General features: G+C 57.6%; 13 protein-coding genes. 11 read left to right on the forward strand and 2 right to left on the reverse strand.

Going from position 1 to position 14,726, the window contains the following annotated elements; all coding sequences use genetic code 11:
- Positions 1-81 precede the first annotated feature (81 nt).
- Both dapA and ABWV42_RS12070 read left to right on the forward strand, forming a co-directional pair.
- The gene (gene dapA, locus ABWV42_RS12065) at positions 82-954 is read left to right on the forward strand and encodes a 4-hydroxy-tetrahydrodipicolinate synthase (RefSeq protein WP_255104257.1); all 873 of its coding nucleotides are present in this window, start codon (positions 82-84) and stop codon (positions 952-954) included.
- Between the two features lie 126 nt (positions 955-1,080).
- Positions 1,081-1,641: an HD domain-containing protein gene (locus ABWV42_RS12070; protein WP_353340322.1), complete on the forward strand. Its 561-nt coding sequence runs from the start codon at positions 1,081-1,083 to the stop codon at positions 1,639-1,641.
- 2 nt (positions 1,642-1,643) lie between these two features.
- On the opposite strand, the gene ubiB is transcribed toward ABWV42_RS12070, so the two are convergent.
- Together ubiB and ubiE are read right to left on the reverse strand one after the other, a co-directional pair.
- A complete protein-coding gene (ubiB, locus tag ABWV42_RS12075; RefSeq protein WP_353340389.1) occupies positions 1,644-3,176 on the reverse strand; it encodes a 2-polyprenylphenol 6-hydroxylase in 1,533 nt (510 codons plus the stop codon).
- Positions 3,173-3,925 carry a bifunctional demethylmenaquinone methyltransferase/2-methoxy-6-polyprenyl-1,4-benzoquinol methylase UbiE gene (gene ubiE, locus ABWV42_RS12080; protein WP_353340324.1) on the reverse strand — a complete coding sequence of 251 codons (753 nt, stop codon included), beginning with the start codon at positions 3,923-3,925 and terminating at the stop codon, positions 3,173-3,175. The genes ubiB and ubiE overlap by 4 nt, the downstream gene beginning before the upstream one ends.
- 109 nt (positions 3,926-4,034) lie before the next feature.
- On the opposite strand from ubiE, the gene ABWV42_RS12085 reads away from it, so the two are divergent.
- The 9 genes from ABWV42_RS12085 to gyrB all read left to right on the forward strand — a co-directional run bounded on the left by ABWV42_RS12085 (position 4,035) and on the right by gyrB (position 14,686).
- On the forward strand, positions 4,035-4,664 hold the full coding sequence (locus tag ABWV42_RS12085; RefSeq protein WP_353340325.1) for a hypothetical protein: 630 nt from the start codon (positions 4,035-4,037) through the stop codon (positions 4,662-4,664).
- The gene (mutM, locus tag ABWV42_RS12090) at positions 4,643-5,494 is read left to right on the forward strand and encodes a bifunctional DNA-formamidopyrimidine glycosylase/DNA-(apurinic or apyrimidinic site) lyase (protein WP_353340326.1); all 852 of its coding nucleotides are present in this window, start codon (positions 4,643-4,645) and stop codon (positions 5,492-5,494) included. Before ABWV42_RS12085 ends, mutM begins: the two co-directional genes overlap by 22 nt.
- A 64-nt stretch (positions 5,495-5,558) precedes the next feature.
- Positions 5,559-6,335, forward strand: a complete 777-nt coding sequence (gene acuK, locus ABWV42_RS12095) for an acryloyl-CoA hydratase (RefSeq protein ID WP_255104269.1) — start codon at positions 5,559-5,561, stop codon at positions 6,333-6,335.
- A 62-nt stretch (positions 6,336-6,397) separates the two neighbouring features.
- Positions 6,398-7,300 (forward strand): glycosyltransferase family 2 protein, encoded by a 903-nt coding sequence (locus tag ABWV42_RS12100; RefSeq protein ID WP_353340327.1) that lies wholly within the window; start codon positions 6,398-6,400, stop codon positions 7,298-7,300.
- A gap of 224 nt (positions 7,301-7,524) precedes the next feature.
- A complete protein-coding gene (gene rpsT, locus ABWV42_RS12105; RefSeq protein ID WP_255104273.1) occupies positions 7,525-7,788 on the forward strand; it encodes a 30S ribosomal protein S20 in 264 nt (87 codons plus the stop codon).
- Positions 7,789-8,319: 531 nt separating this feature from the next.
- Positions 8,320-9,678 carry a chromosomal replication initiator protein DnaA gene (gene dnaA, locus ABWV42_RS12110; RefSeq protein ID WP_353340328.1) on the forward strand — a complete coding sequence of 453 codons (1,359 nt, stop codon included), beginning with the start codon at positions 8,320-8,322 and terminating at the stop codon, positions 9,676-9,678.
- Positions 9,679-9,875: 197 nt separating this feature from the next.
- Positions 9,876-10,994, forward strand: a complete 1,119-nt coding sequence (gene dnaN, locus ABWV42_RS12115) for a DNA polymerase III subunit beta (protein WP_255104277.1) — start codon at positions 9,876-9,878, stop codon at positions 10,992-10,994.
- Between the two features lie 64 nt (positions 10,995-11,058).
- Positions 11,059-12,168 carry a DNA replication/repair protein RecF gene (gene recF, locus ABWV42_RS12120; protein WP_353340329.1) on the forward strand — a complete coding sequence of 370 codons (1,110 nt, stop codon included), beginning with the start codon at positions 11,059-11,061 and terminating at the stop codon, positions 12,166-12,168.
- Positions 12,169-12,268: 100 nt separating this feature from the next.
- A complete protein-coding gene (gene gyrB / locus ABWV42_RS12125; RefSeq protein ID WP_353340330.1) occupies positions 12,269-14,686 on the forward strand; it encodes a DNA topoisomerase (ATP-hydrolyzing) subunit B in 2,418 nt (805 codons plus the stop codon).
- The last annotated feature ends 40 nt before the right edge of the window (positions 14,687-14,726 follow it).

Raw genomic sequence — 14,726 nt, forward strand, 5'->3', positions numbered from 1 at the left:
GGCATCTTCCCGCTAGGGTCCGCGCGTTTGACAAATCATCCGGGCGTTTCCGCCCAGCTACGCAAAGAAAAGGAGCGTGTCATGTTCAAAGGGTCTCTTCCCGCACTCGTCACGCCGTTCACGAACGGCGAGCTGGATCTGGAAACGCTCAAGAAACTGGTTGAATGGCATATCGGTGAAGGCTCGAACGGCTTCGTTCCCGTTGGCACCACCGGTGAAAGCCCGACCCTGACGCACGAAGAGCACGACGCGGTTGTTGAAACCGTGGTCCGCGCTTCGGCCGGTCGCGTGCCGGTCATCGCCGGTGCCGGGTCCAACAACACCCTCGAAGCCATCCGTCTGGCGCAGGCTGCGGAAAAGGCAGGGGCCGACGCGATCCTGATCGTGACCCCCTACTACAACAAGCCGACCCAGCATGGTCTGGTTGCTCATTTCACCGCGGTGCACGATTGCTGCAATCTGCCGATCATCATCTACAACATCCCCGGCCGTTCCGTTGTCGACATGAGCCCGGAAACGATGGGCAAGCTGGCGGAACTGCCGCGCATTGTTGGCGTAAAGGACGCAACCGGCGACCTGAGCCGCGTGCCGCAGCAGCGCATCACCTGCGGCACCGATTTTGTGCAGCTGTCGGGTGAGGATGCAACCGCGCTCGGCTTTAACGCACATGGCGGTGTTGGCTGCATCTCGGTGACTGCAAACGTGGCACCGAAACTCTGCGCGGAATTCCAGGCGGCCACCCTTGCCGGCGACTACACCAAAGCGCTTGAGTATCAGGATCGCCTGATGCCGCTGCACATGGCGATCTTCGCAGAGCCAGGTCTTGTCGGTGCCAAGTACGGCATGTCGAAACTGGGTCTGTGCAATGAAGAGGTTCGCCTGCCGCTGACAGGTCTGAGCGACGGCGTCAAAGAACAGATCGACGCGGCGATGGTCCACGCGGGTCTGCTCTGACCCCAATCAATACAAAGAACACTCGAAACCCGGCTGGTGTACTAGCCGGGTTCATTCGTGGCTGTCACGAGAGTTACGCAAATTCGGATTAGGCCACCCTGAAACTCATTCTTCAGGAAGCCTGTCATGCATCACACCACCGTTAGAGACCTTTTCGAACGCATGGCGAGTCGCGGCACGGGGGCATACGGGCTTTCGGACGTGAACCAAGTCGAGCACGCGATACAGTCGGCCGCGCTTGCTTCCGGGCTCGGCCTGTCAGATGAAATGATCATCGCAGCCCTGTTCCATGACATTGGCCACCTGTTCTCCGAAGAGGACGTCGACCTCGCAAGCCTTGGTGTAGATGATCATCACGAAGACAGCAGCGCGGATGTGCTTCTGCCCCTGTTCGGACCTATGGTCTCCGAACCAGTGCGCCTGCACGTCGCGGCAAAGCGATATCTGTGCTCCGTCGAGAACGACTATTTTTCAAAACTCTCAACAGATTCACGCGTCAGTCTTGAACTGCAAGGTGGCCTCATGTTGACCGACGAGGTCAGGGCGTTCGAAGAGAAACCGTTCTGGCAGGAAGGGGTACAGTTGCGCCGAATCGACGACCAAGCCAAGGTGCCGGGTCTCGACGTGCCCGAACTTGTGTCCTACCTCGCGATGGCCGAAGCGCTCTCTTCACGCAAGCGGGGTTAACATCAGAAAACGAGGAACGCTGCAGCTGCGGCTCCCGCCCCAACAATCAAGCCCCCCAAACCGCTCAGGACAATCCAAGGCCATGCACGGCGTCGGGTTTCCTCGGTCTTTGTGGCCTGCTGGATCAGGATGTTCTCGACCAGCCCCGGCAAGCGCGGTCCGAAACGTGCCATGACGCGGGCCGTCTTGAACAGGTCACGGCCAAGCGCACGGGGTCCAAGGCTCTTCTTGATGTAATCCCCAACGACGGGCTTGGCGACGTCCCAGATATTGACCTCGGGGTCCAACGAACGAGACACCCCTTCGACAACAACCATGGTGCGCTGCAAAAGGATCAGCTCGGTGCGTGTCTCCATGCCGAAACGTTCAGTGACTTCGAAGAGATAGCTTAGGAGGCGGCCCATCGAGATGCGGGTCGCGTCCATACCAAAAATCGGCTCACCGACCGCACGCAGGGCACGGGCAAATTCATCCACGTCTTGGGTAGAAGGCACGTAACCAGCTTCAAAATGCACTTCCGCCACGCGCTGGTAATCGCGTTGAATAAAGCCAAAGAGAATCTCGGCATAGACCCGGCGGGTGTACTCGTCGATGTGCCCCATGATGCCAAAGTCATAGGCAATGATGTCGCCGTTCGCGGCGACCTTGAGGTTGCCCTGGTGCATGTCGGCGTGGAAATACCCGTCGCGTAGCGCGTGGTTCAGGAACAGCGTCAGAACTCGACTGCCCAGCGCGTGCCGGTTGTGTCCGGCCGCATCCAGCGCATCGTTGTCGCCAAGGGAAACCCCTTCTGCCCAACCCAGCGTCATCACGCGGCGCGCGGAAAGATCCCAGACGACATCCGGCACCTGGAATCCTTCGTCCTGTGCGGTGTTGGCCGCGAACTCGCTGGCAGACGCTGATTCCAATCGAAGGTCCAACTCACCCGCGACGACACCGTCGAAATGCTCAATAACGTCACGCGGACGAAGCCGACGCGATGCCGGCGACAGGAACTCGATGACATCCGCCGCGAAATAGAAGGCATCCACATCCTTGCGGAAAGCGCGTTCAATTCCCGGTCGCAGAACCTTGACCGCCACTTCCCGGCCCGTCTCGGCCAACCGCGCCTTGTGTACCTGGGCAATGGACGCCGCCGCTACGGGTTCGGAAAACTCCGAGAACACCTCGTCAACGGAAACACCCAATTCGTCTTGAACGGCCTGTTTCGCGGTTTCAACATCAAAGGGCGGCAGCTTGTCCTGCAACACCCGCAGCTGTGTCGCCAAATCGGTGCCTACCACGTCGGGGCGTGTCGACAACACCTGCCCGAACTTGATGTAGGCCGGCCCCAACGCCGTCAGGGCGCGGGTCACTGGCGGCATGTTCTGGTCGCCCTTGATCCCGATCCACCGGAACGGCCAGACCAATGTGCGTGCCACGATTCGCAGCGGCTTGGGCGCGTCCAGCGCATCCATCACCACGCTCATCGCACCGGTCCGCTCCAGCGTTGCGCCAGTTCGGATCAGCCGCCAGATATTGTGCGGCCCCCTCAAATCTTCCACCCCGAATGCAGGCAGGCAATGCCCATAGACAGGTTGCGATATTTCGCATTCTCGAACCCGGCCTGCTTGACCATGTTCAAGAAGGTATCCTGATCCGGGAACTTGCGGATCGATTCCACAAGGTACTGATAGCTGTCACGGTCGTTCGCGATCATCTGCCCCATACGCGGGATGATGTTGAACGAATAAAGATCATAGACCTTCTGCATCATGTCATTGGGAATCTGGCTGAACTCCAAAACCATCAGGCGACCGCCGGGTTTCAATACGCGGAACGCTTCGTTCAAAGCCTCCTGCGGACGGGTGACATTCCTGATGCCAAAGGAAATTGTGTAAACGTCAAAGGTGTTGTCCTCGAACGGCAAAGCCATCGCATCTCCAACCACCCAGTCAAGGCTCTGGGCCATTGCCGCCGCCTCGGCACGTTTGCGCCCCTCGACCAGCATCGGCTCGGTAAGGTCACAGACAGTGGCATGGCCATGTCCTGCGCGCTCAAGAAAACGGAAAGAAATGTCGCCGGTTCCGCCCGCTACATCAAGCAGGCGCTGGCCGGGGCGCGGAGCAAGCCAATCCATCATCGCGTCTTTCCAGACGCGGTGGATACCCATGCTCATCACGTCATTCATCACGTCGTATTTTGACGCCACCGAATTGAACACACCCTGCACCTTGCCGGCTTTGTCAGCCTCGCGCACGGTCTCGAAACCAAAATGGGTGGTCTTGTCGTCTGCACCGGACATTGGAAGTTCCCAACCTCGCCATATTTCCGTCCGCTTCGGGATACACAGTTGCAAGGGAAGACACAAACCACCTTTTGCCGCGTGGCTCGCCCACGCACCGGGATTTCATATGACCGATTTGAAAATGCTCTTCTTCTATCTGGCGACTGCTGGGATTCTCTCGCTTGTATGTGGCCGCTCGGTGATCTTCCGCCGCCTGCTGGGGTCACGCGACTACGATGAAAAACCCGCCCGCAAGAAAGAGAATGAGCGCTATGTCGACATCATCGCCAGTTCCGGCACAGGCCTCACTCCCGAAACCCTCTATCAGCGCACGATATTCCGCTCGACCTGGGGCATTCGCCTTGTCGGCCTCGCCCTAAGCAGTTGTCTCTTGTTCATGTTGGGCCAAAGCGTTCTGACAGATATGCTGACCGGCAAGGCAGGAAACGACGCCTTCCTCTTCCTTGGCGCGGTTGCTATCTGGATCTACTACAATTTCTATATTTTCACATACAAGGTCATCATCTTCGATGGCGATCTAATCAACACCACATGGCTCCTAGGCAAGGAGCGATATCCCCTGCGCAAACTCAAACACTTTGAACATGACGCCAGCGGCTTCTACCGTCTCGAATTCACCGGCGGGAAAAAAGCGCATGTGCTGCAATATGTTCAAGGTCGAGAAACCCTATATAAAGCTCTGAGAAACGCATTGGATGAGGACCCCTACGACCTATGCCCGAGCTTCCCGAGGTAGAAACCGTTCGACGCGGCCTTGAGCCATCCATGTCCGGGGCCGCTATTGCCAAGGCGCAGGTTAATCGCCCTGATCTGCGCTGGCCTTTTCCCGACAACATGGCCCAGCGCCTGACTGGAGCAAAGGTCCTGCAACTTCGCCGGCGGTCCAAGTATATCCTTGCAGATCTCGACAGTGGTGAAACTCTCCTGATCCATCTTGGCATGTCCGGACGCATGACGGTTTCGGGCGATCCGCTGGGCCAATTCGTCCATGAACATCCGGCCATCGAGAAACACGACCACGTCATCTTTGACATGGACAACGGCGCGCGCATAACCTTCAACGATCCACGACGTTTTGGAGCGATGGACCTTTTGTCGACAGAAGATGCGCAAAACCATCCGCTTCTGTCGAAACTCGGCCCCGAACCTCTCGGTAATGCGTTTGACGAGGCCTATCTCGTAGATCGACTCAAAGGACGAAAAACACCAATCAAGTCGGCGCTCCTTGATCAACAGATCGTCGCGGGACTTGGAAACATCTACGTCTGCGAGACACTCTATCGGGCGGGTGTGTCGCCACGTCGCAAAGCCGACAATATTTCTGCCGCCCGAATTCGCACCTTCGTCCCCATCATCCGCCAAGTTCTGAGTGACGCCATTGCGGCGGGGGGGTCGTCCCTCAAGAATTTCCGCCAAGCCGATGGAGAACTTGGATATTTTCAGCATTCTTTCGATGTTTACGGACGCGAGGGAGACCCCTGTCACACCCCCGATTGCGACGGGACGATTGCCCGAATCACTCAGTCGGGACGCTCATCCTTCTATTGTCCGCAATGCCAAAGATAGCTTGATCAGCATGTGAACATTGGTAATCAATCGTTCCTGACCGGAAACAAGGAAAGCATCACTCATGGCTTTTGAGACGATCATCGTCGAAGTTGAGGATCACGTTGCCCTCATCAAACTAAACCGCCCTGATGCCCTGAACGCGCTGAACTCTCAGCTGCTGGGTGAACTGGTACAGGCTCTGAAAGAAGCCGACGAAAACGACAAGGTGCGCTGCATCGTTGTCACCGGCTCAGAGAAAGCATTTGCTGCTGGCGCGGACATTAAGGAAATGTCGGAGAAGAGCTTTGTCGACATGTTCATGTCTGACTTCTTCGGCCGCGAAGGCGACAGTGTCATCCGTACGCGCAAGCCGATCATCGCTGCTGTTTCGGGCTATGCCCTTGGCGGTGGTTGCGAACTCGCCATGATGTGCGATTTCATCATTGCCTCGGATACGGCCAAGTTCGGCCAGCCCGAAATCAACCTTGGCGTCGTTGCCGGCATTGGCGGCACTCAGCGCCTGACCAAGTTTGTAGGCAAGTCCAAGTCGATGGACATGCACCTCACCGGCCGCTTTATGGATGCCGAAGAGGCAGAACGCTCGGGCCTTGTGTCGCGTATCGTGCCTGCCAAGAAACTGATGGACGAAGCCATGGGCGCCGCTCAGAAGATCGCCGAGAAATCGGTACTAACGTCGATGGCGGTCAAGGAAGCGGTAAACCGGTCCTACGAGACAACTCTGTCGGAAGGCCTTCTCTTCGAACGCCGCCTGTTCCATTCGCTCTTCGCGACCGAGGACCAGAAGGAAGGCATGGGTGCCTTCCTAGAAAAACGACAGGCGCAGTTCCGCGACAAGTAACCTCGGCAAGGCCGCCCAAACGGGCGGCCTTTGCAATTCATCCTCTGCGGGTTGCTATTGGAATGGAACAGCTACTGAAGTCGGTAAATGTGTGCATTTTGATTTGCACCTGCGACCGCCACGAGATGCTTGGCACGTTGCTGGCACATTTTGCCAAGGCAACCTACGCAAATTCAGTTCCAATCTACATTGCCGACAATGGCGAAAAACCGGCCAACCGCGTTCTCGAACGGTTTAGTGACCGTCTGACCATTCATTACACGAGAGTTCAGGAAACCGGGTTGGTTCCTGTTCGCAATGCCGTCTTTGAAATGGCGATGGCAGGTGGTCACGAATTCCTTGCCCTTATCGACGATGACGAACTTCCATCTCCCGGCTGGTTGGAAGCACATGTAAGCACCGCATTGCGGGAGAAAGCCGACGTTGTAACCGGCCCCTGTCTGCCACTGCTGGACGGACCTCTGCCACGCTGGCTGCGCGATACCGACTTTCTCGACAAGGATGAAACAACCTTTGGTACACACAATGTCCTTTTAAGGGGCTCTGCCCTACCCGATCAGGATGGCGGCTTGTTTCACCCTCGATTCTCCCGCATTGGCGGAGAAGACTGGGATTTGCAAAACCGCCTTCGCAGCTCCGGCGCCCGATTTGCATCCTCTACCGAGGCCCTGGTTTACGAACATGTTCCGCCCGAACGCCGACGGCTCAGGTACTATTTTCGCGAGGGGATCAGAACTGCCGTGATGGCCGCCGAAATAGCGCGGCATCTTGACGAACACGAAGGAAAGGTTCGCCTGAAAATGACGCGCATCGGTCTCCTGAAGCTTTGCTATGCAGCAGAGCACCTTTTGTTCTGTCTGTTCGCCAATGGCCACTTGGTGCGTGCAACAAAGGACCTCGGATATTGTTGGGGTACGATTTTGACACTGCTCAAAGTGCAAACATCTTTCTACGGCAGGACCTGAAACCAAGAACCGGGATCTCCAAACCAAATCGCACGTGACTCTCCTCTGTTACCAGAGCCCTTTAGATTCTTCGTTTGCAATCCCTTCAGAATAAGGTATACGCCGCCGTCATACATGCGCGTGCAGCCCGCTCTGGCTTGAATCGATTCTCCCTTTCGGAGAGGTCCCGTTCGGGTCTGGCACGTGTAAAACCTGAACGAACCAAAACTAAGGACCTGAGATTCATGGCAAATTCGCCCCAGGCAAAGAAACGCGCCCGTCAGAACGAGCGTCGCCTCGAAGTTAACAAAGCCCGCCGTTCGCGCATCCGCACCTTCCTGCGTAAAGTCGAAGAAGCAATTGCTTCCGGCGACAAAGAAGCAGCTGCAGCCGCTCTGCGTGCCGCTCAGCCTGAACTGATGCGTGGCGTTACCAAAGGCGTCTACCACAAGAACACTGCTTCGCGTAAAGTGTCGCGCCTCGCCGCACGCGTGAAAGCTCTGGGCTAAGTCTCCGGACGCCGGCCTCACTGGCCAAGTCATTGAACAGAAAGGCACCTCCAGCGCGAGGTGCCTTTTGCATTTCTGACCTGACGAAACGGGGCGAGAGATTCTTTTCCACAAAAGGCAGAGTCAAGATCGAAGATCGGTTGCCCGTCCGCACCTCGAATTGCTAGTTTCAATCTTGCGATTCACATCGCCTTCGGGGGGACAGACGTCAAACCATAAGGCCAAAAGGCCATGATATGGTGAGAGCCACACGCGCAGCTTTGCGACACGGAAGAAATTCGTGCGCAACCGCTCTGAATTGGAGCGCCGCGTGTCGCCTGATTGCTGCTGTCCTGTCTAAATCGCCAGCGCAAATTGCGCACGAATGTTTTTCTATCTGCCGGAGTGGGGACTCTTGGCAGCAAGTAAACCTTTGTGCTCAAGGCAATCTGGGTGTCGCTGGCTCGAAGGCGAAGTTGGATTACGGGAAGGCAGAAATACAGGGGTCGCAATGGCCCCACTGGAACGGCGGAAGGCTTGATGCGGGGACACATGACGCAGGAACAATGGGGTGAACTTAAGCAGGATTTGCTAAGGACAGTTGGGCAGAACAATTTCAAAACCTGGATTGAACCGCTTGAATTCGCCGAGCTGAGCGAAGGCGTGGCAACCTTTCACGTTCCTACCAACTTTATTGGCAACTATGTCTCCCAGAACTTTGGCGACCTGATCATGCACCAGCTCTCCAGCATTGGAGAAGATGTCCAGCGCGTGCATTTCAAAGTCCCGGCCAATACGCCTGCACGGCCGTCGTCCCGCCCCCCCGCAAGCGCCCCATCCGCCGCGCCTGCTGCTGCGGCAAAGGAAGAGCTCCCGGGCGCCCCTCTGGATGCGCGTTTTACCTTTGACAGCTTTGTCGTCGGCAAGCCGAACGAACTTGCAAACGCCGCGGCCCGCCGTGTCGGCGAAGGCGGCCCCGTCACGTTCAACCCGTTGTTCCTCTATGGTGGCGTTGGTTTGGGTAAGACCCACCTTATGCACGCAATCGCCTGGGAACTTCAGAAACAACGCCCCGATCTGAACGTTCTGTACCTGTCGGCCGAACAGTTTATGTACCGCTTTGTTCAGGCGCTTCGTGACCGCAAGATGATGGACTTCAAAGAGCTTTTCCGCTCCGTTGATGTTCTGATGGTAGATGACGTCCAATTCATCGCCGGCAAGGATTCAACTCAGGAAGAGTTCTTCCACACATTCAACGCGCTTGTGGATCAGAACAAACAGATCATCATCTCGGCTGACCGCGCTCCGGGCGAAATCAAGGATCTGGAAGACCGAATTCGCTCGCGTCTGCAATGTGGCCTGGTGGTAGACCTCCACCCGACCGACTACGAACTGCGTCTTGGCATTCTTCAGTCGAAGGTCGATCAGTACCGCGAACAATATCCGGATTTGCAACTGGCAGAGGGTGTGCTCGAGTTCCTTGCGCACCGTATCTCTACCAACGTGCGCGTTCTCGAAGGCGCATTGACCCGCCTGTTCGCTTTCGCATCGCTTGTCGGCCGCGAGATCACGATGGAGCTGACCCAGGACTGTCTGTCCGACGTTCTGCGTGCCTCCGAGCGCAAGATTTCCGTCGAGGAAATTCAGCGTCGCGTGGCAGAGCACTACAACATTCGCCTGAGCGACATGATTGGCCCCAAGCGGGTCCGTACGCTGGCCCGCCCGCGTCAGATCGCGATGTATCTCTGCAAGCAATTGACCAGCCGTTCGCTGCCGGAAATCGGGCGGCGGTTTGGCGGCCGTGACCACACGACCGTGATGCACGGGGTCAAGCGGATCGAAGAACTGCGCGCCCAAGACGGCCAGATCGCGGAAGATCTCGAACTTCTGCGCCGGACGCTCGAAGCCTGATCGACGCACTCGTATCCTCGAAATGATCCGCCGCGCAGTCATTCTGCGCGGCTTTTTTCACTTGTTTCCAAAATACTTCGCCCAGAGGTGGCCTGTCACCTTGACCCTCCGGCCTATAAGGTCGACAAAAACAAAAAAACTTGCGCAACGGGAGGAAACCGATAGGGTGCCCTTCCCTGCAATCGGAGGACTTTGGGATGAAGATCAGCATCGAACGCGGCACTCTGCTCAAGGCGGTTTCGCAAGCGCAATCGGTTGTCGAACGTCGCAACACCATTCCGATCCTGGCCAACGTCCTGATCGAGGCCGAAGGGAACACGGTTCAGTTTCGCGCAACCGACCTTGATATCGAGGTTGTCGACAAGGCCGCGGCAATGGTTGAGCGCGCCGGCGCCACCACCGTTTCTGCGACCACGCTGCACGAAATCGTTCGCAAACTGCCCGATGGTGCCCTCGTGACCCTGACGGACGACAGCGCCACCGGTCGCCTGACCGTTGATGCGGGCCGTTCGAACTTTTCGCTGGCGACCCTGCCGAAAGAAGATTTTCCGGTCATGGCATCTTCGGAATATCAGTCTAACTTCTCGGCCCCCGCCCCGGTGATGCGCCGTCTGTTCGACAAATCGAAATTCGCGATTTCGACCGAAGAAACCCGTTACTACCTGAACGGCGTCTACCTGCACGTCTCGGACGCAGACGGTGGCAAAGTGCTTCGCGCCGTGGCAACCGATGGCCACCGCCTTGCACGTATCGATGCCGACCTGCCTGAAAACGCCAGCGACATGCCGGGCGTGATTGTTCCGCGCAAAACCGTTGGTGAGCTGCGCAAGCTTCTTGATGACGATGAGATGCAGATCGCCGTGTCGGTCTCGGAAACCAAGATCCGCTTTGCGACCCCCGACATCACACTGACCTCCAAGGTTATTGACGGCACCTTCCCCGACTACACGCGCGTGATCCCGACCGGCAACACCCGCCGCCTCGAAGTGGACGCAAGCGAATTCGCGCAGGCGGTTGATCGTGTGGCCACCGTATCGTCCGAACGCTCGCGGGCTGTGAAGCTGCAACTGGATGAGGATCGTCTGATCCTGTCCGTCAATGCCCCCGACAGCGGCGCGGCTGAAGAAGAGCTCGCCGTGGCTTATGGGGACGAGCGTCTCGAAATCGGCTTCAACGCCAAGTACCTGCTGGAAATCGCAAGCCAGGTGGATCGGGAAAACGCTGTTTTCCTCTTCAATTCGGCAGGCGACCCGACCCTGATGCGCGAAGGCAATGACACGAGCGCCGTTTATGTTGTCATGCCGATGCGCGTGTGACCGGAGCCGGAGCTTTCGACAAACTCCGGCCCAAACCTCGGGCCAATAGACGGGCGCAAAGCGCATGACAGAGCTTGCCCTTACCCGGCTTACGCTTTCGCATTTCCGCTCGCACAAACGCGGCGAACTTGAATGCGATGCCCGTCCGGTGGCCATCTATGGCCCCAACGGAGCGGGCAAGACCAACATCCTTGAAGCCATCTCATTGTTCTCTCCTGGTCGGGGTCTCAGAAGATCAAGCGCCCAGGCCATGACCCGCCGCCCCGAAGCCCTAGGCTGGAAGGTCACGGGGCACCTCACATCGCTTCAGAACATCCACGAAATCGAGTTCTGGTCCGAGGAAGGTGCCGCACGGCAACTGCGGATTGATGGCAAGACCGCGCCCCAAACCACCTTGGGGCGTGTTGCCCGCATTCTCTGGCTTATCCCGGCAATGGATCGTCTCTGGATCGAGGGCGCAGAGGGGCGCAGGCGTTTCCTTGACCGGATGACCCTCTCGTTCTTTCCGAAACACGCGGAATTGTCCTTGGATTATGAAAAGGCGATGCGGCAACGCAATCGGTTGCTGAAAGATCAGGTTCAGGACGGCGCATGGTTTGCCGCCCTTGAAGGACGGATGGCGGAAACCGCTGTCGAGATTGATGCAAACCGCGCCGCCGCCCTTGCCCAGCTTTCCGCCGCGCAGGCAGATGCCGAAACGGCCTTCCCCGTTGCCGAGCTGCGACTGACTCAGGCAGAAGGGGAACTGCCAGGCAGTGCAGACGACTACTGCACCGCCTTCAGCGCAAACCGGTCTCGCGACATGGCTGCAGGCCGAACGCTGGTGGGACCGCATCGTAGCGACATGGAAGGCACCTTTGCGGCCAAGGGGGTTCCCGCCAAGGATTGCTCTACCGGCGAACAAAAAGCCCTGCTGATTTCCCTGATCCTCGCCAACGGCCGCGCCCTAACTGAGAGCTTTGGGGCTCCTCCGATCCTGCTTCTCGACGAAGTCGCCGCCCACCTTGATGCCAACCGCCGGGCCGCCCTTTATGACGAGATTTGCGCCCTTGGCGCGCAGGCATGGATGACGGGTACAGGCCCGGAACTTTTTTCCGATCTCGGAGACAGGGCACAGTATCTTGAAGTCACCGACAGTGACGGGATTTCCAACATCGATCTAAGAACACCATAGGCAAAATTCGGCAGACCCCCTGTCATTTTTCTTGCCTCATTTGCGTGACATTCCCTGCCAAAACCAATAATTTGGAACGACTGATAAGGGGAAACACTGCATGTCCGAAGAGACACAGAACAATCCGGAATATGGCGCGGATTCCATTAAAGTTCTCAAAGGCTTGGAAGCCGTTCGCAAACGTCCGGGCATGTATATCGGCGATACGGATGACGGGTCTGGCCTGCATCACATGGTGTATGAGGTTGTCGACAACGGTATCGACGAAGCCCTGGCAGGTCATGCCGACGCCGTAATGGTGAAAATCCACTCCGACAACTCGGTCTCGGTTGGCGACAACGGCCGCGGTATCCCCGTCGACATTCACCCCGAAGAAGGCGTTTCGGCCGCCGAGGTCATCATGACCCAGCTGCACGCCGGTGGTAAGTTCGACTCAAACTCCTACAAGGTTTCCGGCGGTCTGCACGGTGTTGGTGTTTCGGTTGTGAACGCGCTGTCCGTCTGGCTGGAACTGCGCATCTGGCGCAACGGCAAGGAACACTATGCCAAGTTCGAGCACGGGGAAACTACCGAACATCTGCGCGTTGTGGGCGACTGCGGTGATCGCACCGGAACCGAAGTGCGCTTTCTTGCATCAACCGACACGTTCTCGAACCTCGAATACTCGTTCGAGACCCTCGAAAAACGTCTTCGTGAACTGGCCTTCCTGAACTCCGGTGTTCGGATCATCCTGGAAGACGAACGTCCGGCAGAACCGCTGCGGACCGAGCTGTTCTATGATGGTGGCGTGAATGAGTTCGTAAAGTACATCGACCGCCACAAGACCCCGATGATGGAAACCCCGATCTACGTGAAGGGTGAACGGGATGACATCGGCGTCGAGGTCGCCATGTGGTGGAACGATAGCTACCACGAGACGGTCCTCCCCTTTACCAACAACATTCCTCAGCGCGACGGCGGCACGCACATGGCTGGCTTCCGCGGCGCCTTGACGCGTACGCTTCAGAAATACGCGCAGGAAAGCGGTATCGCGAAAAAGGAGAAGGTCAGCTTCACCGGAGATGATGCGCGTGAAGGCCTGACATGTGTGCTATCGGTCAAAGTACCGGATCCGAAGTTCTCGTCGCAGACAAAGGACAAGCTGGTTTCGTCCGAAGTACGCCCTGCGGTCGAAGGTCTGATGAACGAAAAGCTGGCGGAGTGGTTCGAAGAGAACCCGAACGTCGCCAAGATCATCGTGACCAAGATCATCGAAGCGGCCCACGCCCGCGAAGCGGCGCGCAAGGCCCGTGAACTGACCCGCCGCAAGACCGCGATGGACGTGAATTTCCTCGCTGGTAAGCTCAAGGACTGCTCCGAGAAAGACCCGTCGCAGACCGAAGTTTTCCTCGTCGAGGGTGACTCGGCAGGTGGTTCCGCGCAAACGGGCCGCGATCGCCGCACCCAGGCGATCCTGCCCTTGCGCGGTAAGATCCTAAACGTGGAACGGGCTCGGTTCGACCGGATGCTGTCGAGCCAGGAAATCGGCAACCTCGTGATGGCGCTTGGCACCGGTATCGGGCGGGACGAGTTCAATCTCGAAAAACTGCGGTACCACAAGATCGTCATCATGACCGATGCCGACGTTGATGGGGCGCACATCCGTACGCTTCTCCTGACCTTCTTCTATCGCCAGATGCCCGAGTTGATCGAAAAGGGTCACCTCTTCATCGCACAGCCTCCGCTCTACAAGGTCGCGCGTGGTAAATCCGAGGTGTACCTCAAGGATCAGGCCGCGCTGGACGATTACCTTGTCGAGCAAGGGATCGACGGAGCGTCCTTGCGTCTTGGTAGCGGCGAGGAAATCGTTGGTGCAGACCTTGCGCGCGTTGTGAACGAAGCACGCCAGCTGAAGCGTGTTCTGGATGCCTTCCCAACACACTATCCGCGCCACATTCTTGAACAGGCGGCAATTGCCGGTGCATTTGTCCCCGGTGCTGTCGACGCCGACCTGCAAGGCGTGGCCGATAAGGTTGCGGCGCGCCTCGACCTCATCGCACTTGAATACGAGCGCGGCTGGGCGGGACGTATCACCCAAGATCACGGCATTCGCCTTGCCCGTATCCTGCGCGGCGTCGAAGAGGTGCGCACGCTTGACGGCCCGATGCTGCGGTCTGGTGAGGCACGCAAGACAGGCAGCTTCACGCAGAGCCTTCAAGACGTCTACAACACGCCTGCGACCCTGATACGCAAAGACCGCAGCCAGGTTATTCACGGCCCTCTGGACCTGCTCCAGGCGATCCTCTCCGAAGGCGAAAAAGGTCTGTCGCTGCAACGCTACAAAGGTCTGGGTGAGATGAACCCCGACCAGCTTTGGGAGACCACGCTGGACCCGGATGCACGCACCCTGCTTCAGGTAAAGATCGAGGACATGGCCGATGCGGATGACCTCTTTACCAAGTTGATGGGCGACGTCGTGGAACCACGTCGCGAGTTCATCCAGAAGAACGCCCTGAGCGTGGAGAACCTCGACTTCTAGGCCATTTCACAGTCTTCTTTTAGAGCCCCGTTGCCGATCA

The organism is Pelagimonas sp. KU-00592-HH (assembly GCF_040369695.1).
Lineage (GTDB): Bacteria > Pseudomonadota > Alphaproteobacteria > Rhodobacterales > Rhodobacteraceae > Shimia.